The following is a 22,194-nucleotide window of genomic DNA, read 5'->3' on the forward strand; positions in this document are numbered from 1 at the left end:
CCAAACCGCATACAAGGACGGAACATAAAAACAAAACCCCGCATTTTTCAATGCGGGGTTTTGTTTTGAAACACCGGCCAAACCATCAACCGGCTTTACCAACCGATTACTCTGCCTTGGCAGCAGCGCGGCGGCTTGGCAGCTTTTCCTTGATACGTGCCGATTTACCCGAACGATCGCGCAGGTAGTACAACTTGGCACGACGAACGTCACCGCGACGTTTGACTTCGATCGAAGCGATCAGCGGCGAGTACAGCTGGAACGTACGCTCCACGCCTTCACCCGACGAGATTTTGCGAACGATGAAGTTCGAGTTCAGACCACGATTGCGACGCGAAATCACGACACCTTCGTAAGCCTGAGCACGCTTACGCGTACCTTCAACAACGTTGACGTTAACGATCACTGTATCGCCAGGAGCGAAGTCAGGGATGTTTTTTGCAAGGCGAGCAATTTCTTCTTGCTCTAATTGTTGGATCAGATCCATGGATTACTCCTTAAACCATCTTGCCGGCGCCTGTGCTGTCCTGCCCGGTAGAGGATGGGGTTTCACATTGCAGAATCGGACTGCATTCTGCTCGATACTACGAACTACAAACTACTTAAAAACTTTTCGTCCGCCCGCGTCAGCAATCCTTCCTCGCGAGCCTTGCGGATCATGTCCGGCCGTTTCTTTGCGGTTGCTTCCAAGGCCCGTTCACGCCGCCATTTCTCGATCTCGAGGTGATGACCACCCAACAGGACTGCCGGCACCGCCATCCCTTCATGCACTTCAGGGCGCGTATAGTGTGGGCAATCGAGCAAACCGTTGACAAAGCTGTCTTCGACTGCCGAGGCATCATCATGCAAGACGCCGGGCAACTGACGGATCACTGCATCCATTAACGCCATTGCCGGAAGCTCGCCGCCTGACAAAACAAAATCGCCCAGACTGATTTCTTCATCGACACATGTGTCGAGAAACCGCTGATCAACTGCTTCGTACCGGCCACAGAGCAATACCAGCCCCGGTTCCATCTTCAGTTGCATCACCCGCTTATGGGTAAGCGGCTGACCTTGCGGTGAAAGATAAACAACCCTGGGTATCGGCAACTCTGCTGCAACCTGACGCGCTTTTGCGGCCTTTACCGCAGCTTCCAGCGGCTTGACCATCATCACCATGCCGGGGCCACCGCCGTATGGACGGTCATCAACGGTACGGTGTCTGTCGCTGGTGAAATCACGCGGATTCCACAACGCCAGCTCACATTTCTTTTGTTCGAATGCACGCCGGGTGATGCCCGACTGCGTAATCGCGGTGAACATTTCCGGGAACAGCGTGACGACATCAAATTGCATCTCGCCTCCTCACGTGAGCACGATCAGTAATCGCGCCCCCAGTCCACCGTGATCTTCCTTGCTGCACGATCCACTGTGATGACGAACTGATCAACAAAGGGGATCAGTAATTCACCCGCAGATTTCTTGTCATCAGCCACAACGGCCACGCGCAAAATAGGATGCGCACCGTTGTCCATCAAATCACTGACTTCACCAAGCAGCTCGCCTTGCAGATTTTCGACAGCAAGACCGATCAGATCAACCCAATAGAACTCACCATCCGACAACGCCGGAAAATGACTTCTTGCAATTTGAACGGTTGCGCCTTTCAGCGCGTCTGCCGCATCACGATCAGCCACGCCCATCAATTGCGCGACGACATCACCGCCATGCGACTTGGACTGCATCATGGCAACATCATGCATGTCCGGCTTGTCGATCCACCAGGTCTTGGCGTGCAACAAGGCGTCTGCCTCGGCTGAATACGGCCTGATGCGCACCCAGCCTTTTAAACCATATGCGCCGGCAATATACCCCACCAGCACCAGATCATCAGGACGCTGTGTTCCCGATTGCAGCACCTGCACAGACAAGTTTAGGCAGCAGCTTTTTTGCCAGCAACGCCGACCAGACGAGCAACGGTTGGCGACAGTTGCGCGCCATTGCCTTGCCAGTAAGCCAGACGATCCTGAGCGATACGTACGGACTCTTCAGCGCCGGAAGCCACTGGATTGTAGAAACCGATGCGTTCGATGAAACGACCATCACGACGATTGCGGGAATCGGCTGCAACGATGCTGAAAAATGGGCGCTTCTTAGCACCACCACGAGATAAACGAATGACGACCATAATATTTCCAATAAGTGTCAGAACACGGAAAAAGCCGTAAATTATAGCCCAGACCACAAATTCCCCGCAAGCCCGATTCTCGGCTTTACAACGCACAGGCCTTTCCCGCTCCACCCAGACATTTTCCCGGCGCCAGCGAACATGGCATTCGCACGGCTCCATTCCGCATTTTTTTGGTGCAAAAAGACCATCAAAAACGAGCCAAAGCGGGGAAATCACCCACTTACCCCCGCCCGTCGCCAGCCGCCGCCATTTTTTTGCATGGCATGCAAAGTGCTTTTGAGAAAGTAAAAAGGCGTCATCGGAACGCCTTCTCTATTCCAGCAGGGAGTTTGCATGACAACGCGTTTTTCCTCCGGCTCGCTATCCAGCGCAGCGTCCAGTTTTCTCACCGCACTTGTTCTGTCACTCGGTCTTTTCGCCCTGCCGGCAACGGCGCAGGATGCGGAAACCAGCACACCGGCCGTTACCGCGCCAGCCATCGAACCGGCTGCGCCGATGATCGCAGAGCCGATGATCGTTGAGGCCGAGCCTGCTGCTGCCGAAACGCCGAAAGAGGCAGAACCCCTGACCCGGCCGACTTTGGTAGATGCATCGACAATCAGCGCCGGCGATACCGCCTGGGTCATGACATCGACCGCCCTGGTGCTGTTCATGACGCTACCCGGTCTGGCCTTGTTCTATGCCGGCATGGTACGCAAAAAAAACGTACTCGCGACGATGGCACACAGCTTTGTTGTCGCCGCACTGATTACCGTTATCTGGGTCGTCATCGGGTACAGCCTCGCCTTCACGCCGGGCTCGCCGTATGTCGGCAGCCTTGATCGCATCCTGCTCAACGGTCTGGAATTCCTGAACGAAGGAGGCAAACTAACGGTCAGTGAAGTGGCACCAACGATTCCGGAAAGCGTCTTTGTCATGTTCCAGATGACGTTTGCCATCATTACCGCAGCGCTGATCACCGGCGCTTTTGCCGAGCGCATGAAATTCTCCGCCCTGCTCATCTTCATGAGCCTGTGGTCGATTTTTGTCTATGCCCCTGTCGCGCACTGGGTCTGGGAGCCGGGCGGCTGGCTCGCTGGCCGTGGCGTGCTGGACTTTGCTGGCGGTACCGTGGTGCATATCAATGCTGGCGTTTCCGGTCTGGTCGCAGCCATCATCGTCGGTCCGCGCCTTGGCTTTGGGCGTGAACCAATGCCCCCTCATAATCTGGTACTGACCGTCATCGGTGCCTGCATGCTGTGGGTTGGCTGGTTTGGATTCAACGCCGGCTCTGCCGTGGCTGCAGACGGGCGCGCCGGCATGGCAATGCTGGTGACGCAAGTTGCCACTGCCGTCGGCGCGCTGGCCTGGATGATTGCAGAATGGGCACGTCGCGGCAAGCCGTCAGTACTTGGCATGGTTTCCGGCGCCGTCTCCGGCTTGGTCGCCATCACGCCAGCTTCCGGTTTCGTCGATGTCACGGGCGCACTGGTCATCGGTGCCGTCGCTGGTGTTGCCTGCTACTGGGGGGCTACCTCGCTCAAATCCAAACTCGGCTACGACGACTCACTCGACGTCTTTGGCGTGCATGCGATCGGCGGCATCGTAGGCGCGCTGTTGACCGGCATCTTTGCTGTACCGGCAATCGGTGGCGCAACCAGCTCTTTCGGCAATCAGGCCTTCGGCGTGATCGTCACGGTCGTCTTCTCTGCCGCCATGACGGCCCTCATTCTGGGTATCGTCAATGCGCTGGTCGGACTGCGCGTCACGCCCGAAGGCGAACGCGAAGGTATGGATATCGAACAACATGGCGAGCACGTACTATGATGGACGACCACCAAAACAGGGCCGCACTCGAAAATCAGGCTTTCGCCCTGATGGGCCGACTCCATGTCACGCTACGCCGCCAGACCGGACGCGTGACCGATATCGAGTACATGCGTATCGATCCGGCCTACTGTCGCTATCTGCTCAAGATGGCAGCCATTTCACCCAATGAAGATTTACAGGACATCAGTGCCAAGCTGCAGGAGATCTTCTTTGGCGAAGATGGCTTGTTCGTTCGCTCTGAACCACGCCAGCCGTTGCTGACTCGACTGACCGAACACCACGAACCACCTCCTGCTGCGCCGCCAGCGCAACCAGCGCCCGCTGCGCCAGCAGCCTCATCGCCGCCGGCCGGCCCGGACGATCCGGTAGATCGCGGCTATATTGGCCGTTTGCGTTAAATCATCTACACGCTTCAGAACTGCGCTTCTTCAAGCGCCATCACACTGCGCCCGCCTTCCACAATGGCGCTACGCAAGGCACTCGCCTGCGACAGATAATGCTCGGCAAAGAAACGGGCCGTCACAACTTTTGCTTCCAGAAATTCGCGCTGTCCCTGACCTGATTGCAAACGCTCATGTGCGATGCATGCCGCACGGGCCAACTGCCAGCCTCCAAGAACGATTCCCGCCAGTTTCAGATAAGGCACGCTACCGGCAAAGACAGCCTTGATGTCGGATTGCATGGTCTGCACGACATAATTCACGACTGCTTCCAGTGCAGCAGCCGCCTCTTCCAGACGATCTGCGATTGCCTGCGAATCCGGTGTCGCTTGCGCAACCAAAGCGTGGTACGTTTGACGAATGTCTGCCATCAACGCATGTGCCAGTTGTCCACCATCGCGCACGGTTTTCCGCCCAACCAGATCATTGGCCTGAATCGCAGTCGTCCCCTCATAAATGGTCAGGATGCGCGCATCGCGGTAATACTGCGCAGCACCGGTTTCTTCGATAAAGCCCATCCCACCATGAATCTGCAAACCGGTTGAAGCGACATCGATTGCCAGCTCCGTTGACCATCCCTTGATCACAGGGACCATGTATTCATAGATTGCCTGATGGCGCTGACGCACATTCTCATCAGCATGATGATGTGCGATATCAAAATGCGATGCGGCCACATAGGCCAACGCGCGCGCCGCCTCGATTTGAGACTTCATCGACATCAGCATGCGTCGGACGTCGGGCTGATGGATGATCGTCACTGCGTTGGCAGAACCATCCAGATCCCTGGACTGCACGCGCTCCTTCGCATAACTGACGGCCTTCTGATAGGCACGCTCTGCCAGACCAATCCCCTGAATCCCCACAGCGAACCGGGCCGCATTCATCATGATGAACATGGTTTCCAGCCCGCGATTTTCTTCACCGATCAACGTACCGATCGCTCCGCCCTGATCACCGAACTGCAAGACAGCCGTCGGACTCGCCTTGATACCCAGCTTGTGTTCGATCGAGACGCAGACTACATCGTTGCGATCACCCAGAGAACCATCCGCGTGCACCAGATATTTGGGCACCAAAAACAGAGAAATGCCTTTCACACCTTCCGGCGCATTGGGGGTACGTGCCAGCACCAGATGCACGATGTTTTCAGACATGTCGTGCTCACCATACGTGATAAAGATTTTGGTGCCAGAGATGCGATACGTGCCATCACCTTGTGGCACGGCTTTGGTACGCACCATCGCCAGATCGGAACCAGCCTGCGGCTCGGTCAGATTCATGGTGCCCGTCCATCTTCCTTCGATGAACTTAGGCAGGAACAACTGCTTCTGCTCATCCGAGCCAGCCGTCATCAGCGCCTCAATCGCACCGTCAGTCAACAAGGGGCACAAGGCAAAGGAAAGATTGGCCGCGTTCAACATTTCCATGCATGGAGTTGCCACCAATTTCGGCAAACCCTGCCCGCCAAATTCAGTGGGGTGCTGCACGCCTTGCCAGCCAGCGTCGCTATATGCTTTGAACGCTTCCCTGAAGCCGGGCGTGGTCGTGACCGTGCCATCCTTCCATGTACTGGGATGCTGATCACCTTGGCGATTGAGTGGCGCAACGACCTCACTGCAAAAACGTGCATTCTCTTCCAGCACGGCCTCTACCGTTTCCGGCGTTGCCTCTTCACAGCCAGGCAACGATGCGACAACCTGGAGGTCGGCCAACTCGTTCAGCACAAACAGCATGTCTTTCAACGGCGCGACATAAGGCATGGGCGGCTCCTGAAAAGAAAATGGGCGGGACGGTCAGTGATTGCAGTGTGCCAGAAAATTTCTACACACCACAACCGCTGCCGTCCCGCCCATCTGGCGGAACATCAACGAATCAGCCCAGTTCTTTGACCAGCGCCGGCACGACTTCGAACAGATCACCGACGATACCGTAGTCGGCCACCGAGAAAATCGGTGCTTCTGCATCCTTGTTGATGGCAACGATGACTTTCGAATCCTTCATGCCAGCCAAGTGCTGGATCGCACCGGAAATACCAACCGCAATGTACAAGTCCGGGGCCACAACTTTACCGGTTTGACCAACCTGCCAGTCATTCGGCACATAGCCGGCATCGACTGCTGCACGCGAAGCACCCATTGCTGCGCCCAGCTTGTCGGCCAGCGGTTCGAGAATCTTGAAGCTTTCTTCCGAACCCAGGCCACGACCGCCAGACACCACAACCTTGGCAGCGGTCAGTTCGGGACGCGCCGATGTCGCGATCTCGCGTGAGACAAAAGACGATTTACCGGACTCAGCCACGGCACTCACGTTCTCGACAGCCGCGCTGCCGCCATCCGCAGGCAGATCGAATGCCGTAGTACGTACCGTAATCACTTTGGTAGCGTCCGAGGACTGCACGGTCGCGATCGCGTTCCCCGCATAGAAAGGACGTTCGAAAGTATCGGCCGAAACGACCTTGGTAATTTCCGAAATCTGTGCAACGTCGAGTTTGGCCGCGACACGCGGCAGAATGTTCTTACCAAATGCCGTTGCCGGCGCAAGAATGTGCGAGTAACCGGCAGCCAACGCGAGTGCTTGTGCAGCAACGTTTTCTGCCAATCCATCAGCAAACTGCGCTCCGTCGGCAACCAGTACCTTGGTCACACCAGCAGTCTTGGCGACAGCTTGCACAGCCGCATCAGCATTGTGACCGGCGATTAATACGTGCACATCGCCACCGCATTGTGCGGCAGCAGTAATGGTATGCAGGGTGCTGCCTTTCAGGCTGGCGTTATCGTGTTCTGCAATGACAAGAGCGGTCATGATGTTTTCCTGATGACGAATGACGGCGATGCAGCGCGAATAGCGCGCGCGATCAACCGTTGCAAATGATTAGATGACTTTGGCTTCGTTCTTGAGTTTGTCCACCAGCGTCGCGACATCCGGCACGATGATGCCGGCAGCGCGACCTGCAGGCTCGCTGACCTTCAGGGTCTTCAGGCGCGGCGTAACGTCCACACCCAGATCCGCTGGCTTGACGTTGTCCAACGTCTTTTTCTTTGCCTTCATGATATTGGGCAAGGTCACGTAGCGTGGCTCGTTCAAACGCAGATCGGTGGTCACGATTGCAGGCAATGTCAGCGATACCACTTCCAGACCGCCATCCACTTCGCGCGTAACTTTGACTCGGGGCGCGTCAGCCTTGTCGCCGTCCACTTCTACCTTGGATGCATAAGTCGCTTGCGGCCAGTCCAGCAATGCAGCCAGCATTTGGCCCGTCTGGTTGGCATCATCATCAATCGCCTGCTTGCCAAGGATGATCAGTTGCGGCTGCTCTTTATCGGCAATGGCCTTGAGCAGTTTGGCTACAGCCAGCGGCTGCAATTCGGCATCGGTTTCAACCAGAATACTGCGATCCGCACCGATGGCCATTGCGGTACGCAGGGTTTCCTGCGATTGCAGCACGCCGCACGAAACGGCGACGATCTCCGTTGCCTTGCCCGCCTCTTTCAGACGAACCGCCTCTTCCACGGCGATCTCATCGAAAGGGTTCATCGACATTTTGACGTTGGCGATATCAACGCCGGACTGATCCGATTTAACGCGTACCTTGACGTTGTAATCGACGACGCGCTTGACGGGGACCAACACTTTCATAACTTTGTCCTTGAAAAATTCACAATGACGGATTGCAAACCAAAGCGGAGATTATAACCAGAAGTGATAAACCAAGGACAAAAGCCCCTACTCGTCAAATAAGGACAAATTGTCCAGCCTTGTCATGGAAAGGGGCGTCCAAAAAAGAAAAAGGCGACCAGGGTCGCCTCTCCATCTCACCGCCAGACAGTTTATTTGCGTTTCATGAAGAAGGTGAAGACATCACCGTCTTTTTCCTGCTGCACCAGCTCATTGCCGGTTTGCTTGGCAAACGCCTGAAAATCCCGCACCGAGCCCGGATCTGTCGCCTGCACACGCAGAACCTGACCGCTTGCCATTTCCGCCAGAGCTTTTTTGGTTTTCAGAATAGGCAAAGGGCAGTTCAAGCCTTTTGCATCGAGGTCTTTGGCAAATTCAATAATCGTCATGCGTCAACAATACCAATAGAATGATTTAACAAGATTCTAACCCTTAAATGCCATCGGGTCAGACTTCGTGCTCTGCATGGCCTGCGGCATCAGCAGCACGCAACGCCTGCACCTGATAAGCAATATTCGTCAGGAACAGCAAATCCTGATAGGCCGGCAGATCGAAGCCCTGACGATTCCCTTCGCGGTTATCAAGCAGCAATTCTTCCAGGAACTTCACCGCACCATCTGTCGGCCACACTTCCATGATCTTTCCCATCACGTGGGGGAATTCGTCGATATGACGTTGTCCCTTTTCCGCCTCGGAACGCTCCCACGGCGCAACGTGACCATTGAATGCCTTCTTGAAGCGCGCTGCCAACGAATCGTAACGTTCCTTGTCATCTACCATCCGGTACAGATCGAACAGATGCAACCAGCGCAATGGCGAAGTCGGCTGCGCATCCGTTTCCAGAATCGAAATCGCACGTTGCGGCTGATTCATATGGACCCAGAATTCCGCCTCCTGAATCTCGTCGAGAATTTCTTCCGCAACGACGACACTCATGCCGGCAAACGGATCATCCAGTTCCGGCAAACCTCTTTCCTGCGCAGGTGCTGGTGATACCGGACGCTCCGGCATATCGCTCTTGCGGCGCATCTTGCGACCAAACAGTGCCAATGCCGATCCCACACCGCCCGAGGCTGCGCCATTCTGGGTTGTCGGCTGCGCATCATCCTCTGCGGCAGACGCGATTACCGGCGACTGCGACTGCTTCTCCTCTTCTGCATCAAACATGGGCACCATGTTCTGCCACGACGCCTGTTCGACTTCGGAACGCGCCTGACGCACACGCCAGACCAGCCAGCCAATCGCCAGCAGGCAAATCAGCAAGAGGAAATAAAGAATATAAGTAACGCTGCTGGTTGCAGTTGCATTGCGGGCCTGATCCAGTGCCAGCGATTGCGCGGCATTCTGCTTTTGCAACGCTTCGGTCCGGCGTTCCAGCGCGGTCATTTTTTCCTGCAACTGCAACAGGGCTCTGTCACTTGCGGACAGATCGGCGTGCGGTTCAAGCGCAGCCGCAGCAACCTCTTCCACACCTTCAGGCACCGCTGGCACCGCAGAAAGATCGTAGCTGAGCGCAAGACGCTGGCGGAGTACATAGTTGCCATCCACCGCATCATCACCCAGTTTCAGCACGCTCTTTGCCGGCTCTTTGGTCGTGCCGGCATTCCTATTCGCGCTCCTGTTTGCCGCTTTCGATGCCTGCGGCTCACGCACTGCACCCTCATTGGAATCGGCAGCAGCACGACGTGGTTTAGGCGCTGGCTTGGATTCCGCGGCAGATTGACGCGCTGCCTCGGACGAGGGCATGGCCAGATTCTCCTGACGCTGCGGTGCAACCAGCGGTGCGCTTGGCTGGGAAGTCGGCAAGTCGAGCAAAATCGCATATTCGCGCTGCATCTGCGGCGCGCAGGTGTAGCTGACGGCAAGCATGGCCGCCGGTTCATTGACCGGTCCACGCGTCGTAATCAGCAAGGAATGGCTGTTTTCACGGAAAGAAACAGAGGTGGCGCCACCCAGCGAAGCGCCATCGAATCCCTGCAGGCGCGCCTTGAAACAATTCCTGTCAGCCGTCGCTGCATCGCTTCCAAACAGATTGACCTGCGTGCGTAAAGGCTCGCTCAGGGCAGACAGCACGCGCATTTCACCAAATCCCCAGGCCAATGCCGCACTGCCATACAACAAGGTCGCACAGGCAATCGCCATCCGCGCGACGACCGCAAGTCTGCCATGCCATGACACTTGCTGATCGCTGCTCAAATATTCGAACTTGTTACGCACAAACACCTTGTTAACCTGATCAACGCCGTCGCGACTGTTGTACTGACGGACGTTGCTATCCCCTGATTTCACAATGTCGTATCTGCAACCGCAAGAAAAAGGCTTGGGCAGGTCGCGTGTATACAAGCGTAAGTATGAACAAATGCCGCATGTGAAACGCGCATTTTTCAATTTTTAACATTACTCCGTTTAACAATGCAACACGCATGCCATGGCAGGAACCTTCCGCGACACAACATAACGCACCCCAAAAAAAAACCGGCAGACAAAGTTGCCGGTTTTTTTTGACGGACGTGTCTCGGACGACGTGCATGCAGCCCGAATCTGTTGCGGTCAGATGCGCTCGGTTACCCAGCCGGAAACGGACGCCAGCGCTGCTGGCAAAGCTGCGGCATCGGTGCCGCCGGCCATCGCCATGTCCGGTTTGCCGCCGCCCTTGCCGCCGACCTGTTGCGCAACAAAGTTGACCAGATCACCTGCCTTGACCTTGCCCATCACATCCGAGGTGACACCAGCAGCGATCTGCACCTTGGCGCCGTCAACCGCAGCCAGCACGATCGCCGCCGATTTGAGTTTGCCCTTGAGCTTGTCCATCGTGTCGCGCAAGGTCTTGGCATCGGCACCTTCCAGCTTGGCTGCCAGTACCTTGATGCCATTGATATCGATCGCTTGCGTCACCAGTTCATCGCCCTGCGACGACGCCAGCTTGCCTTTGAGCGCGCCAACTTCGCGCTCCAGCGACTTCATCTGATCCAGTACCTGAGCCAGACGTGCCTGCAGTTCTGCCGCCGGTGACTTCAGCGTGGCGGCTGCACTGTGCACTGTTGCTTCCAGTTGTTGCAAGTACGCCAGTGCATTGGCACCGGTAATCGCTTCGACACGACGCACGCCTGCCGCCACACCACTTTCGCCAACGATCTTGAACAAGCCGATGTCGCCGGTGCGATGCACGTGCGTACCGCCGCACAGTTCGCGGCTGCTGCCGATGTCCAGCACGCGCACGGTTTCGCCGTATTTTTCGCCGAACAGCATCATGGCGCCGGTTTTTTGCGCCGATTCGATATCCATCACACGTGCCTGGGTATCGGAATTGGTAAGGATCTCGGCGTTGACGCGTTTTTCAATTTCCAGAATCTGGTCGTTCGAGATCGGCGCATTGTGCGTAAAGTCAAAACGCGTCTTGTCGGCATCGACCAGCGAACCCTTCTGTTGCACGTGATCGCCCAGCACCTCGCGCAAGGCCTTGTGCATGATGTGCGTCACCGAGTGATTACGCATGGTGGCCGCGCGACGTTCGCCGTCGACCGAGGCCTTGACCTTGTCACCGACCTTCAGCGTGCCTTGCGACTGCACGCCGTGGTGGCCGAACACATCAGCCTTGATCTTCTGCGTATCTTCAACACCGAACTGCACGCCTTCCGCGCTGATCACGCCCTGATCACCAATCTGACCGCCGCTTTCCGAGTAGAACGGAGTGGTGTCGAGCACGACAATGCCGGACTGACCTTCTTTCAGTTCATTGACGGCCGTTCCTTCAAAGTAGAGACCAACTACCGTGGCCTCCTCTTCCAGATGTTCGTACCCGGTGAAGACATTACCGGCACCGGTGTATTCCACTGCGCGTTCCATCTTGAACTTGCCTGCCGCACGGCCAGCCGCTTTTTGTTTTTCCATCGCGGCAGCAAAACCGGCTTCGTCCACGCTCACGTCGCGCTCGCGACACACGTCTGCCGACAGATCGAGCGGAAAGCCGAACGTGTCATGCAGCTTGAAAGCGACGTCACCCGGCAGCACTTTCACGCCGCCAGCCAGCGCGGCATCCAGAATTTCCATGCCGTTGGCCAGCGTTTCGAAGAAACGCTCTTCTTCTGCCTTGAGCACGTCCGTAATGCGCGCTTCGTCGGCCTTGATCTTCGGATAGGCATCGCCCATCTGCTCGACCAGATCCTTCACCAGCTTGTGGAAAAATGGTTTCTTCTGACCGAGCTTGTAACCGTGGCGAATTGCACGACGGATGATGCGACGCTGTACATAACCACGACCTTCATTCGACGGGATCACGCCATCGGCCACAAGGAATGCCGTTGCACGGATGTGATCGGCAATCACCTTCAGCGAATTGTTCGACAGATCAGCCGTATGCGTTTCACGCCCGGCTGCCTTGATCAGCGCTTCGAAGGTATCGATTTCGTAGTTGCTGTGTACGCCTTGCAGAATCGCAGCCAGACGCTCGAGACCCATGCCGGTATCGACGCATGGCGCCGGCAGCGGCTTGACCGAACCGTCTTCCGCCATGTCGAACTGCATGAACACGTTGTTCCAGATTTCGATGAAGCGATCGCCGTCTTCATCCGGGCTGCCCGGAGGACCGCCGGGAATATGCGGACCGTGATCGTAGAAAATTTCCGAGCAAGGGCCGCAAGGGCCGGTGTCGGCCATCATCCAGAAGTTGTCGGACTTGTAGCGGCCGCCCTTATTGTCGCCGATGCGCACGACACGCTCGGGCGGCAAGCCGATTTCCTTGGTCCAGATGTCGAAAGCTTCGTCGTCTTCGATATACACGGTCGCCAGCAGCTTCTCGGCAGGCAGGCCATAGACCTTGGTCAGCAGCTCCCACGACCATTTCAGCGCGTCACGCTTGAAGTAATCGCCGAAGCTCCAGTTGCCCAGCATTTCGAAAAAGGTGTGGTGACGCGCGGTGTAGCCGACGTTTTCCAGATCGTTGTGCTTGCCCCCCGCACGCAGACAGGCCTGCACCGAAGTCGCACGCGTGTAAGGACGCTTGTCGCTTCCCAGAAACACATCCTTGAACTGCACCATGCCCGAGTTGGTGAACATCAGCGTCGGATCGTTACCCGGCACCAGCGGGCTGGACGCCACGATGGTGTGTCCTTTCGACTCAAAGAACTTCAGGAATTTTTCGCGGATTTCGGACGATTTCATATTCTTGGAAAGAATCAGGATTCAGGCTGGGAAAACCGTCGATTATACGTGATAACCCTGCGTCAATCATGGGGCAAAGCGCCCGAAAACAACGCCGGAGCAGCGTCCCGATGGCAATGGATCGCCTCCCTGTTACATCCCGGCTGGGCCAAGCCAATCACATCCGCGCCGAACGGCTGGTCGCAAAGTCCGGCCCGATCAGATCGATACGATCCGTGCAAAAACCATCGACGCCCCAATCCAGCAACAGGCTGGCACGCACCGGATCGTTGACGGTATAGCAAAACAATCCAAACCCGGCTTCCTTGACGGCTCGCGCCAGCACGGGCGTGAGCTTCTGATGATTGACGTGCAGCGCAATCGCCCCCAAGTCCAATAAACGGGCATGCCAGTCCGCCGGTACGTCATCGATCAGAAAACCACGCGGAATTTCCGGCGCAGCCAACTGCGCCGCCTGCAACGCCTCGAACGAAAACGACGACAGCAGCGGCAACGCCGCTGGCCGATGATCGACTTGCGATGCGAACAGATGCTTGACGCTCTGCGCCACCGTCCAACCCGTGGTTTCTTCAAACCCGGGCACCGGCTTGATCTCCACATTCATCCAGATGCCATGCTGCATGCAAAACGCTGCCACCTGTTCAAAGGTCGGCACTGGCTCGCCTTCGAATGACGGACCGAACCAGATGCCGGCATCGTGCGCGGCGAGTTCCTGTGAAGTGAAATCGGCAATATTGCCCTCGCCTGCAATCGTGCGGCCCAGTTGCGTATCGTGCATCACGACCGGCACGCCATCCTTGGCCAGCATGACGTCAAATTCCACCGCACGAAAACCGTGATTGAGCCCGCAACGCATGGCAGCAATCGTGTTTTCCGGTGCCAGCTTGCCGCCACCGCGATGGGCGACGATTCGGGGATAAGGCCACATGCGTCTTCCTTGTTATTGGATAAAGAAAAGAAACACAAAAGGATGACCGCAGTGTAACGGACAGCCGCGCTAGAATGGCCGACCATCATTCGCCATCCGGGCGACAAGCCGGATGGCAAACGCATTCATAAATATAAAGATCACCCAGGAGCACTCATGACTTCCTTTGACTGGAGCAATCCTTATCCCTCAACCCGCCAGCCACTGTTTGCACGCAATGTCGTCGCCACCTCGCAACCGCTGGCTGCGCAAGCCGGTCTGCGCATGTTGATGAAAGGCGGCAACGCCATCGATGCGGCCATTGCTGCGGCGGCGGCGATTACGGTCGTCGAACCGTGCTCGTGCGGACTGGGCAGCGACGCCTTCGCACTGGTATGGGACGGCAAGGAATTGCACGGCCTCAATGGCTCCGGGCAGGCGCCAACGGCATGGGATGTCGAATACTTCCGTCAAAGACACAACGGCATGATTCCGGAGCGCGGCTGGGATAGCGTGACCGTGCCGGGCGCGATTGCCAGCTGGGTCGCCTTGTCGAAAAAATTCGGCAAGCTGCCCTTCGCCGATTTGCTGGAACCGGCGATTGATCTGGCCGGACGCGGTTACATGGTGTCGCGTGTGGTCCAGCAAAAATGGACCAACGCCGTACCGATCCTGCACAAGCAACCGGGCTTTGCCGATACCTTCATGCCGCATGGTCGCGCACCACACGTGGGGGAAAACTTCATCTTCGCCGATGCTGCCAGGTCGTTGACCAGAATTGCAGAAACCGCAGGCGACGCCTTCTATCATGGTGAGCTGGCTGACGCCATCGTCAAGCATGCGAAAGAGCATGGCGCCGCCATGACGCATGCCGACCTCGCGGCGTTTGCGCCGGAATGGGTGACACCAATCCAGAAAGACTATGCCGGTCATACCGTGCATGAGATTCCGCCAAACGGCCAGGGCATCGCCGCCCTGATCGCACTTGGCATCATCGATAAGCTCGACATCACGCGCTTCGCCGCCGATTCGGTCGAAAGCCGTCACCTGCAGATCGAAGCCATGAAGCTCGCCTTTGCCGATACCTACAAATGGGTCGCCGATGAACGCTACATGCGTGACGTCAAAGCCGCCGATCTGCTCGACGACGCTTACCTGAGCGAACGCGCCAAGCTGATCGATCTCGACAAGGCAACGCGCTTCAACCACGGCACACCACCAAAAGGCGGCACCATCTATCTGAGTGCCACCGATGAAAACGGCATGATGGTCAGCTTCATCCAGTCCAACTACATGGGCTTCGGTTCGGGCGTGGTGATTCCGGGCACCGGCATCAGCCTGCAGAATCGCGGCTTCGGTTTCAACACCAGCCCCAATCACGCCAACTGCGTCGCACCAGGCAAACGTCCTTTCCATACCATCATCCCGGGCTTCCTCACCAAGGATGGTCAGCCGCAGATGAGCTTTGGCGTCATGGGCGGCAACATGCAGCCGCAAGGTCATGTGCAGGCACTGGTACGCATGCTGGCCTACAACCAGCAACCGCAAGCTGCCTGCGACGCACCCCGCTGGAAGGTCAACGTCGGCATGTCGGTCGATATCGAAGACACGATGGAAGCCGATGTGCGCGCTGACCTGATCGCACGCGGCCACAAGATCGAAAAAGTCGCCGACACCTATATGGATTTCGGCTCGGCGCAATTCATATGGAAAACTGCCGATGGGTATGTCGCGGCGAGTGATCCGCGACGTGATGGACAGGCGGTCGGTTTCTAAGACAAACGCAGCGTTTTTTGCATGCTCTCATTCACGCAAAAAATGACTGCCATCGCACAGCAATATGACATGTTGATGAAAAGGATTTTTTCGCAACAGCAATAAGCAAATTACAAATTTTACGAAGGCTATATCTGATATTTAGCAACAAACAGGAGCATGCTTACGGGTAACGCAGCGATGCGCATTACCCGAAGCAAAAACCGCAATCAAGACGGCTTCGGGGCAAGCAGAAATTAGCACTCGGAGTACATCATGAAACGCAGTGAATTGCGCCATAAAATTCAAAACATCAGCCTCGGCTTTATCGCCGGTTACGTTGATACCCTCGGCTTCGTCGCCCTCTTCGGTTTGTTCACGGCCCACGTCACCGGCAACTTTGTGTTGATCGGCGCCGAGATGGCCAACCCGCAAGGCGGCCCGCTGCTGCTCAAAATTCTCGCCTTCCCGGCCTTCCTGTTCGGTATCGTGTTCGCACGCCTGCTGGTGGCTGGCTTGCAAGCCAAGGGACGCCACGCACTGGTCTACCTGTACATCACCGAACTGTTCTTGCTGACGGCCTTCATGGCGCTCGGCACGCTTGCAACGCCAATCGGTCACGAGCCGACACTGTATGCCGGTCTGGCAGGTATTGTCGGAGCGATGGCGATGGGTACGCACAGCGGTTACGGTCGCCTGCTGCTCTCGCATCTGGTCCCCACCGTGATGATGACCGGTAACGTGACCCAGCTTGTGATCGATGCAGTGGACGTTGTCCGCGGCGCAGCCGATGAGAACGTCAAGCGCCGCTGCGTCAAAGTCCTGTGGCCCGTCCTGTCGTTCAGCCTCGGCGCGGTCGGTGCTGCCTTTGCGTATCACTGGTTTGGCTTCCTCGCCTTGCTGTTGCCGATCTCCATGATGTTCCACCTCATGTATATCGAACGCGGTGCCATGCACAAGAACCAGCACCACAACGAATACAAGCGCAAAATCGCCAAGCAACAACAGGCACAAGCCAAGGCAGTCACGCAGTAATGACGGCGTGACGCAACAGGAAAATCTGCGCTTTACGACCAAAACGGGTGGCAAAATTGCCGCCCGTTATTTTTTCTGGCCATGCAGCAATGTTTTTTGGCACGTTGGCCGAAAATATCGAAAAAAGTCGGGCATTCGCTCAATTTTGTGAACAAAAACACAAACTTTCCGATTACCCTCTTGTCACAAGGACAAGGGCGGCAATTTCTTGCAGACCAATAAAAAAACATTACGCAGGATGCCCTTGTTCCGACAAAGGAGTGAAAACAAGGAGCGCGTCATGGGTAAATCGTTTGGCACCATCACCGTACTAGTACTGCTGGCTTTGCCGCTTATTCTGTTTGTGGCGGGCCAGTTCCGCCTGTTTGCCGGTCGCAAACCCGATGATCTGGGCATCACCAACGGGCTGCTCAAGGCACCGATGAAAGACTGGCGCAATGTCGTCTCCAGTCAGGCGGCCTACCATCCGCATGAACCGCATCATGTGATTGCCCCGCTTGAATACACAGGCGACGGGCACGGCGCAATGGAGCGCGTGGCCGGCATCATTGCCGGCATGCCCGGCGCCAGGATCGTCACTGCCACACCGCACTACCTGCATGCGGAATTCCGCAGCATGCTGCTTGGCTTTGTGGACGATGTGGAGTTCATGCTCGATACGAACGACCGTCTGATTCACATGCGCTCCGGTGCACGGCTCAATCGCAAGGACTTTGGCGCCAACCGCGCGCGACTGGAAAGCGTGCGCAGCCGCTTTGAGCGTCGTGCCGAAAGCCGCAACGGCGACCCGATTCCCACCTGAAAAAATGACCGCGCAGGGCACACGGTCGCAGCCAATGCTGCGGCCGTTTTTACATGCAAAACCCTCCCTGGCTACACGATCCGCCGTCCGGATCAAAACAGAGGCTGACAGCGCGGTGCGCTACGGTAAAATGCCCGTTACTTCATAACGAGCATCACCCTAGACTGACTTCATGAGCAACGATCCAAAAAGCGGCAAACCCGACACCAAAGCCGACGCCAACGCGCCTTCGCCTAACCCGGCCAGCTCCAACTTCCTGCGCGGCATCATCGACAGCGATCTCGCCAGCGGCAAACACACCCAGCGCAAGGATCAGAGCGGCCAGCCGTTGCCTACCGTGATCACGCGCTTTCCGCCGGAACCCAATGGTTACCTGCACATCGGTCATGCCAAATCGATCTGCCTCAACTTCGGCCTCGCACGCGATTACGCCGGCCGCTGCAACCTGCGCTTTGACGACACCAATCCAACCAAGGAAGAACAGGAATACGTCGACACCATCATCGACAGCGTGCAATGGCTGGGCTTCGACTGGCAGGATCAGGGCGGCGAACTGCGTTTTGCCAGCGACTACTTCGATCAGTTCTACGCCATGGCCGAATACCTGATCACTGCCGGTCATGCGTATGTCGATAGCCAGTCCGCTGACGACATGGCCAAGAATCGCGGCAACTTCAGCGAGCCAGGCAAGAACTCGCCTTTCCGCGATCGCCCTGCAGAAGAATCGCTGGACCTGTTCCGCCGCATGAAGGCAGGCGAATTCAAGGATGGCGAACACATCGTGCGCGCCAAAATCGACATGGCCTCACCCAACATGAACATGCGCGATCCGGCCATCTATCGCATCCGCCATGCGCATCACCATCGCACTGGCGACAAATGGTGCGTGTATCCAATGTACGACTTTGCGCATCCGCTCGAAGACGCAATCGAAAACGTTACCCACTCCATCTGCACGCTGGAATTCCAGGATCACCGCCCCTTCTACGACTGGGTACTGGAACGTCTGGCCGAAGGCGGCTTCTTCACCAAACCGCTGCCGAACCAGTACGAGTTTGCACGCCTCAACCTCACCTACGCCATCACCAGCAAGCGCAAGCTGCTGCAACTGGTCGAAGAAAACATCGTCGATGGCTGGGACGATCCGCGCATGCCCACCATCGTCGGCATCCGTCGTCGGGGCTACACGCCGGAAGCGATCCAGCTCTTCGCAGATCGCATCGGCGTCGCCAAGGCCGATAGCTGGATCGACATGAGCATTCTCGAAGGCGCACTGCGTGACGACCTCGACGAGAAGGCACCACGCGCCATCGCCGTGCTGCGCCCGCTCAAACTCATCATCGACAATTTCCCCGAAGGCGAAACCGTCGAATGCAGCGCGCCAGTGCATCCGCATCACCCGGAACGCGGCGTACGCACCTTCCCGATCAGCAAAGAACTCTGGATCGAACAAGAGGACTACATGGAAGTGCCAAGCAAAGGCTACTTCCGCCTCTTCCCCGGCAACAAGGTGCGCCTGCGCTATGGCTACGTGGTCGAATGCACGGGTGCCGACAAAGACGCCGACGGCAACATCACCGCCGTGCACTGCACCTACTTTCCCGACAGTAAATCGGGGACGGAAGGTGCCAACAACTACAAGGTCAAAGGCAACCTGCACTGGGTCAGCGCCGCACACGCACTGGAAGCCGAAGTCCGCATGTACGACCGCCTCTTCAGCGACCCGCATCCCGACGCCGGCGGCAAGGATTTCAAACAGGCGTTGAATCCAAATTCGAAAGAAGTGATCACCGCGTATCTGGAACAAGGCATGTCATCGGCCAAACCGGACGACAAGTTCCAGTTTGAACGCCATGGTTACTTTGTCGCGGATCGCGTGGATAGCAAGGACGGGAAGCCAGTGTTCAATCGGGCTGTAACGTTGAAGGATGGTTGGGGTAAGTAACTTAAAAAAGGAGGCTAAATAAGCCTCCTTTTTCAATGTGTTTTAAACAAAGCTGATGAACATTAGAAAGAAAAAATTAAATGCAATTCAGATTGCCTTCAGCATTTCTCATTTTTATCGGATCCTATCTTCCGTTAGCTGTCATTCTAGCTATACAAGATATTGAATGGGCATGGTGGAGTCAGTCGATCTGTACATCATTTGATTTAAACAAGTGCGTCTTTAATCCCTTTAGTAACGCAAACCTTTCTCTCTCCTTTGTTTGCATCACAGCACTATCTCTTTTGATCGCGACATGTTCATTCAAAAAAATTTCATATCCATATGAAATTGAAATTACCTCCGTAAAGGCCATCCCTAACGACATAATTAATTATGTGTTTCCCTATGTAGTGTCTTTCATGGGGATTAGCTACGATCAACCTGAAAAACTTTTCGGCTTCGTTGTGTTCATTATGTGGATGTTTGCGATCACATATAAATCAGGCCAAATTATCATGAATCCTGTTCTTCTAATTTGGCAATGGAAGCTCTATGAAGCGAACATCATAATCAATGGAGTAAATCGAGAAGTTCGCATATTGAAGCAAGGGACATTAGTACAAGGCCATCAAAAGGCTCAAACGATCCAAGATTTTTATGTAGTCAAAGACTATTGATTTAAGGGGGGAAGACAAACAATGAGAGATGAATTTAATGCACTTCGTGCTTTCGATTACGCTCAAGCCAATATGCATCTATGGGTCTTTAAACGAAGTACTACTGCAAAAAAATACAATGCCTTTTATGTGCAAACTGATCCGGAGCTAACGGCAACGTTAAAAGCGTTAGTGCAATCCGAATTAAGACGCATCACCGAATATGCGACTTACACCTATCTTGCAGAAACAAATGAAAATAGTTGTTTAGGTACGGATCATAGAGAAACCGATTTTTCTCTATTGAAAATTCAAGTTGATCGGCCAGAACCGGAATGTCGCGCCAGAAGCATCAACGATCTAAAAAATGCCGAAGGCTATCTGGTGAAATTTTCAGCCGGTGGCCAAACTATTTACGCTGTAAAACGCTCTACTTCCACTTGGAAGACTTCATACCCGACAAAATTCATCAATATGATTTTCTCTGAAGGAGAGCTATCTGCAGCTGAGAATAATGGATTCTCTATCGAGAAAAATTTCGATTTTTTTTGCACCGATACGTACGCATTTATTGCAAATAAGAGAGGATTCGAGTCTGCGATGCAATATAAAGAATCATATTCACAAGCATTCTCTGCCTTACGTCAAATACCCGCTTTTTCTGCATTATTTGTCGATCTGACACCACTAATCACATACGTTGGCAACAACTCTATTCAACTTCGACGCATGGCAGTTGTTCAGCAAAAAGCTTTATTTGATCAACCGAATTTTCTTCAAAACTTAAGGGAAGTAAGCATAAGACGAGAATGGGGCATCAATTTTGATCCAGCCACAAATCAAATTATCGCGTGCGATCAAACTGCCAAATCCATATTGCAAGTTTTATTAGATCATCGTCTCCTTAGCGAAGTGACCTCTAATACTTACGACGTTCCCGACGCGACTAGAATTTAAGCAAATGAATTCGGCTGCCGCTTTTATTCATCACCTCGCATTTCTAGCGATCATGCTAATGCTTTCGTCAGAAATGCTGCTGCTCAAACAAACGCTGACGCTAGAGTCAGCGAAAAGAATCATCCGCTACGACGCCATCTACGGCATGGCAGCAGGTTTTGTTCTGGTGATCGGTGGTTTGCGTGTGATGTACTTTGAAAAAGGTGCCTATTACTACATGCACAGCGCGCCCTTCTTTGCCAAGATGGCGCTCTTTATCCTCGTCGGCCTGATCTCGATTTATCCGACCATGACTTTTTTGAAGTGGAACAAGTCAATCAAGCAAGGCATTTTGCCAAACGTCACCGAAGCACAAACCCGCACGCTGCGTCTGATCATCCATGTCGAACTGACCTTGCTTGGTCTGATGATTTTGTGCGCGGTGCTGATGGCAAAAGGGATTGGTTATATCGGCAACTGATCGGCTTCAACGAATCAGTCCACCTATACAACGTACAATCCTGTCATGAAACTCGATCACGCCACTATCGCCACGCCGCATCTGGACACGATGCGCGATTTTCTTTGCAATATCGCCAGTCTGACGATTGGTCCGCGTCCTGCGTTTTCGTTTGATGGCTTGTGGCTGTATCACGATGACAAGGCTGTCATCCATCTCATCAAGACCAAAACAGAAGTCCCGCCCGTCAAATCGTCGCGCATCGATCACATTGCTTTCCGCGTCGAGTCGATAGCGCAGTGGGAGGCTCTGATCGTCAAGCTGGCTGACAGCGGCATTGAACATCGCACGACCGCCCTGCCCGACAACAGTGAGTTGCAGTTGTTTGCAATCCCGGTGCCGGGCGTGGTGATCGAGTTTGTGACCGTCAATACCGCATCGGCCTGATCGCAAATT

The 22,194-nt window shown here is 55.2% G+C and carries 21 protein-coding genes; 10 read left to right on the top strand and 11 right to left on the bottom strand.

Going from position 1 to position 22,194, the window contains the following annotated elements; genetic code table 11:
* Positions 1 to 106: 106 nt before the first annotated feature.
* The 4 genes from rplS to rpsP form a co-directional block, all read right to left on the bottom strand.
* The gene (gene rplS / locus IEV29_RS07885) at positions 107 to 487 is read right to left on the bottom strand and encodes a 50S ribosomal protein L19 (RefSeq protein WP_188380656.1); all 381 of its coding nucleotides are present in this window, start codon (positions 485 to 487) and stop codon (positions 107 to 109) included.
* A gap of 104 nt (positions 488 to 591) precedes the next feature.
* Positions 592 to 1,338 (bottom strand): tRNA (guanosine(37)-N1)-methyltransferase TrmD, encoded by a 747-nt coding sequence (gene trmD / locus IEV29_RS07890; RefSeq protein ID WP_188380657.1) that lies wholly within the window; start codon positions 1,336 to 1,338, stop codon positions 592 to 594.
* Between the two features lie 23 nt (positions 1,339 to 1,361).
* Complete coding sequence (gene rimM, locus IEV29_RS07895; RefSeq protein WP_188380658.1) at positions 1,362 to 1,913, bottom strand: ribosome maturation factor RimM; 552 nt, start codon at positions 1,911 to 1,913, stop codon at positions 1,362 to 1,364.
* Between the two features lie 2 nt (positions 1,914 to 1,915).
* Complete coding sequence (rpsP, locus tag IEV29_RS07900) at positions 1,916 to 2,170, bottom strand: 30S ribosomal protein S16 (protein ID WP_188380659.1); 255 nt, start codon at positions 2,168 to 2,170, stop codon at positions 1,916 to 1,918.
* Positions 2,171 to 2,506: 336 nt separating this feature from the next.
* Here rpsP and IEV29_RS07905 point away from each other — a divergent pair, with 336 nt between their 5' ends.
* Together IEV29_RS07905 and IEV29_RS07910 are read left to right on the top strand one after the other, a co-directional pair.
* Positions 2,507 to 3,979, top strand: a complete 1,473-nt coding sequence (locus IEV29_RS07905; RefSeq protein WP_268234295.1) for an ammonium transporter — start codon at positions 2,507 to 2,509, stop codon at positions 3,977 to 3,979.
* Positions 3,979 to 4,380 (top strand): hypothetical protein, encoded by a 402-nt coding sequence (locus IEV29_RS07910; protein ID WP_188380660.1) that lies wholly within the window; start codon positions 3,979 to 3,981, stop codon positions 4,378 to 4,380. The genes IEV29_RS07905 and IEV29_RS07910 overlap by 1 nt, the downstream gene beginning before the upstream one ends.
* 14 nt (positions 4,381 to 4,394) lie before the next feature.
* Here the strand turns inward: IEV29_RS07910 and IEV29_RS07915 are convergent, their stop codons facing one another.
* From IEV29_RS07915 to ugpQ, 7 genes are all read right to left on the bottom strand, one after another.
* On the bottom strand, positions 4,395 to 6,185 hold the full coding sequence (locus IEV29_RS07915; RefSeq protein WP_188380661.1) for an acyl-CoA dehydrogenase: 1,791 nt from the start codon (positions 6,183 to 6,185) through the stop codon (positions 4,395 to 4,397).
* A gap of 112 nt (positions 6,186 to 6,297) precedes the next feature.
* Entirely contained in the window at positions 6,298 to 7,227 is a 930-nt protein-coding gene (locus IEV29_RS07920) for an electron transfer flavoprotein subunit alpha/FixB family protein (protein ID WP_188380662.1), read from the bottom strand.
* Positions 7,228 to 7,296: 69 nt separating this feature from the next.
* On the bottom strand, positions 7,297 to 8,061 hold the full coding sequence (locus tag IEV29_RS07925) for an electron transfer flavoprotein subunit beta/FixA family protein (RefSeq protein ID WP_188380663.1): 765 nt from the start codon (positions 8,059 to 8,061) through the stop codon (positions 7,297 to 7,299).
* Positions 8,062 to 8,252: 191 nt separating this feature from the next.
* Complete coding sequence (locus IEV29_RS07930) at positions 8,253 to 8,480, bottom strand: sulfurtransferase TusA family protein (RefSeq protein ID WP_229726334.1); 228 nt, start codon at positions 8,478 to 8,480, stop codon at positions 8,253 to 8,255.
* Between the two features lie 67 nt (positions 8,481 to 8,547).
* Positions 8,548 to 10,389 (bottom strand): type IV pilus assembly protein FimV, encoded by a 1,842-nt coding sequence (locus tag IEV29_RS07935; protein ID WP_188380665.1) that lies wholly within the window; start codon positions 10,387 to 10,389, stop codon positions 8,548 to 8,550.
* A gap of 261 nt (positions 10,390 to 10,650) precedes the next feature.
* Positions 10,651 to 13,260: an alanine--tRNA ligase gene (gene alaS, locus IEV29_RS07940; protein ID WP_188380666.1), complete on the bottom strand. Its 2,610-nt coding sequence runs from the start codon at positions 13,258 to 13,260 to the stop codon at positions 10,651 to 10,653.
* A gap of 157 nt (positions 13,261 to 13,417) precedes the next feature.
* Complete coding sequence (ugpQ, locus tag IEV29_RS07945; protein WP_188380667.1) at positions 13,418 to 14,188, bottom strand: glycerophosphodiester phosphodiesterase; 771 nt, start codon at positions 14,186 to 14,188, stop codon at positions 13,418 to 13,420.
* Positions 14,189 to 14,344: 156 nt separating this feature from the next.
* On the opposite strand from ugpQ, the gene ggt reads away from it, so the two are divergent.
* From ggt to IEV29_RS07985, 8 genes are all read left to right on the top strand, one after another.
* Positions 14,345 to 15,943, top strand: coding sequence for a gamma-glutamyltransferase (gene ggt / locus IEV29_RS07950; RefSeq protein ID WP_188380668.1), 1,599 nt, complete (start codon positions 14,345 to 14,347; stop codon positions 15,941 to 15,943).
* 255 nt (positions 15,944 to 16,198) lie between these two features.
* Complete coding sequence (locus IEV29_RS07955; RefSeq protein WP_188380669.1) at positions 16,199 to 16,957, top strand: YoaK family protein; 759 nt, start codon at positions 16,199 to 16,201, stop codon at positions 16,955 to 16,957.
* Between the two features lie 280 nt (positions 16,958 to 17,237).
* On the top strand, positions 17,238 to 17,759 hold the full coding sequence (locus tag IEV29_RS07960; RefSeq protein WP_188380670.1) for a DUF1499 domain-containing protein: 522 nt from the start codon (positions 17,238 to 17,240) through the stop codon (positions 17,757 to 17,759).
* 172 nt (positions 17,760 to 17,931) lie between these two features.
* On the top strand, positions 17,932 to 19,704 hold the full coding sequence (locus IEV29_RS07965; RefSeq protein WP_188380671.1) for a glutamine--tRNA ligase/YqeY domain fusion protein: 1,773 nt from the start codon (positions 17,932 to 17,934) through the stop codon (positions 19,702 to 19,704).
* Between the two features lie 80 nt (positions 19,705 to 19,784).
* A complete protein-coding gene (locus IEV29_RS07970; RefSeq protein WP_188380672.1) occupies positions 19,785 to 20,363 on the top strand; it encodes a KwaA family protein in 579 nt (192 codons plus the stop codon).
* Between the two features lie 21 nt (positions 20,364 to 20,384).
* Positions 20,385 to 21,299 carry a DUF4868 domain-containing protein gene (locus IEV29_RS07975; protein WP_188380673.1) on the top strand — a complete coding sequence of 305 codons (915 nt, stop codon included), beginning with the start codon at positions 20,385 to 20,387 and terminating at the stop codon, positions 21,297 to 21,299.
* A gap of 4 nt (positions 21,300 to 21,303) precedes the next feature.
* Positions 21,304 to 21,759 (top strand): DUF2214 family protein, encoded by a 456-nt coding sequence (locus IEV29_RS07980; protein ID WP_188380674.1) that lies wholly within the window; start codon positions 21,304 to 21,306, stop codon positions 21,757 to 21,759.
* 45 nt (positions 21,760 to 21,804) lie between these two features.
* Entirely contained in the window at positions 21,805 to 22,185 is a 381-nt protein-coding gene (locus IEV29_RS07985; protein ID WP_188380675.1) for a VOC family protein, read from the top strand.
* Positions 22,186 to 22,194 lie beyond the last annotated feature (9 nt).

It is taken from the genome of Oxalicibacterium faecigallinarum (assembly GCF_014635705.1).
Taxonomy (GTDB): domain Bacteria; phylum Pseudomonadota; class Gammaproteobacteria; order Burkholderiales; family Burkholderiaceae_D; genus Oxalicibacterium; species Oxalicibacterium faecigallinarum.

Excerpts from the sequence above, each read along its gene's own strand:
- IEV29_RS07925 (WP_188380663.1), bottom strand. The coding sequence starts at position 8,061 with ATGAAAGTGTTGGTCCCCGTCAAGCGCGTCGTCGATTACAACGTCAAG.
- IEV29_RS07980 (WP_188380674.1), top strand. The coding sequence starts at position 21,304 with ATGAATTCGGCTGCCGCTTTTATTCATCACCTCGCATTTCTAGCGATC.
- IEV29_RS07965 (WP_188380671.1), top strand. The coding sequence starts at position 17,932 with ATGAGCAACGATCCAAAAAGCGGCAAACCCGACACCAAAGCCGACGCC.
- rplS (WP_188380656.1), bottom strand. The coding sequence starts at position 487 with ATGGATCTGATCCAACAATTAGAGCAAGAAGAAATTGCTCGCCTTGCA.
- IEV29_RS07975 (WP_188380673.1), top strand. The coding sequence starts at position 20,385 with ATGAGAGATGAATTTAATGCACTTCGTGCTTTCGATTACGCTCAAGCC.
- IEV29_RS07905 (WP_268234295.1), top strand. The coding sequence starts at position 2,507 with ATGACAACGCGTTTTTCCTCCGGCTCGCTATCCAGCGCAGCGTCCAGT.
- IEV29_RS07960 (WP_188380670.1), top strand. The coding sequence starts at position 17,238 with ATGGGTAAATCGTTTGGCACCATCACCGTACTAGTACTGCTGGCTTTG.
- IEV29_RS07910 (WP_188380660.1), top strand. The coding sequence starts at position 3,979 with ATGGACGACCACCAAAACAGGGCCGCACTCGAAAATCAGGCTTTCGCC.
- alaS (WP_188380666.1), bottom strand. The coding sequence starts at position 13,260 with ATGAAATCGTCCGAAATCCGCGAAAAATTCCTGAAGTTCTTTGAGTCG.
- ggt (WP_188380668.1), top strand. The coding sequence starts at position 14,345 with ATGACTTCCTTTGACTGGAGCAATCCTTATCCCTCAACCCGCCAGCCA.
- rpsP (WP_188380659.1), bottom strand. The coding sequence starts at position 2,170 with ATGGTCGTCATTCGTTTATCTCGTGGTGGTGCTAAGAAGCGCCCATTT.
- trmD (WP_188380657.1), bottom strand. The coding sequence starts at position 1,338 with ATGCAATTTGATGTCGTCACGCTGTTCCCGGAAATGTTCACCGCGATT.
- IEV29_RS07955 (WP_188380669.1), top strand. The coding sequence starts at position 16,199 with ATGAAACGCAGTGAATTGCGCCATAAAATTCAAAACATCAGCCTCGGC.
- IEV29_RS07985 (WP_188380675.1), top strand. The coding sequence starts at position 21,805 with ATGAAACTCGATCACGCCACTATCGCCACGCCGCATCTGGACACGATG.
- IEV29_RS07970 (WP_188380672.1), top strand. The coding sequence starts at position 19,785 with ATGCAATTCAGATTGCCTTCAGCATTTCTCATTTTTATCGGATCCTAT.
- IEV29_RS07915 (WP_188380661.1), bottom strand. The coding sequence starts at position 6,185 with ATGCCTTATGTCGCGCCGTTGAAAGACATGCTGTTTGTGCTGAACGAG.
- ugpQ (WP_188380667.1), bottom strand. The coding sequence starts at position 14,188 with ATGTGGCCTTATCCCCGAATCGTCGCCCATCGCGGTGGCGGCAAGCTG.
- IEV29_RS07920 (WP_188380662.1), bottom strand. The coding sequence starts at position 7,227 with ATGACCGCTCTTGTCATTGCAGAACACGATAACGCCAGCCTGAAAGGC.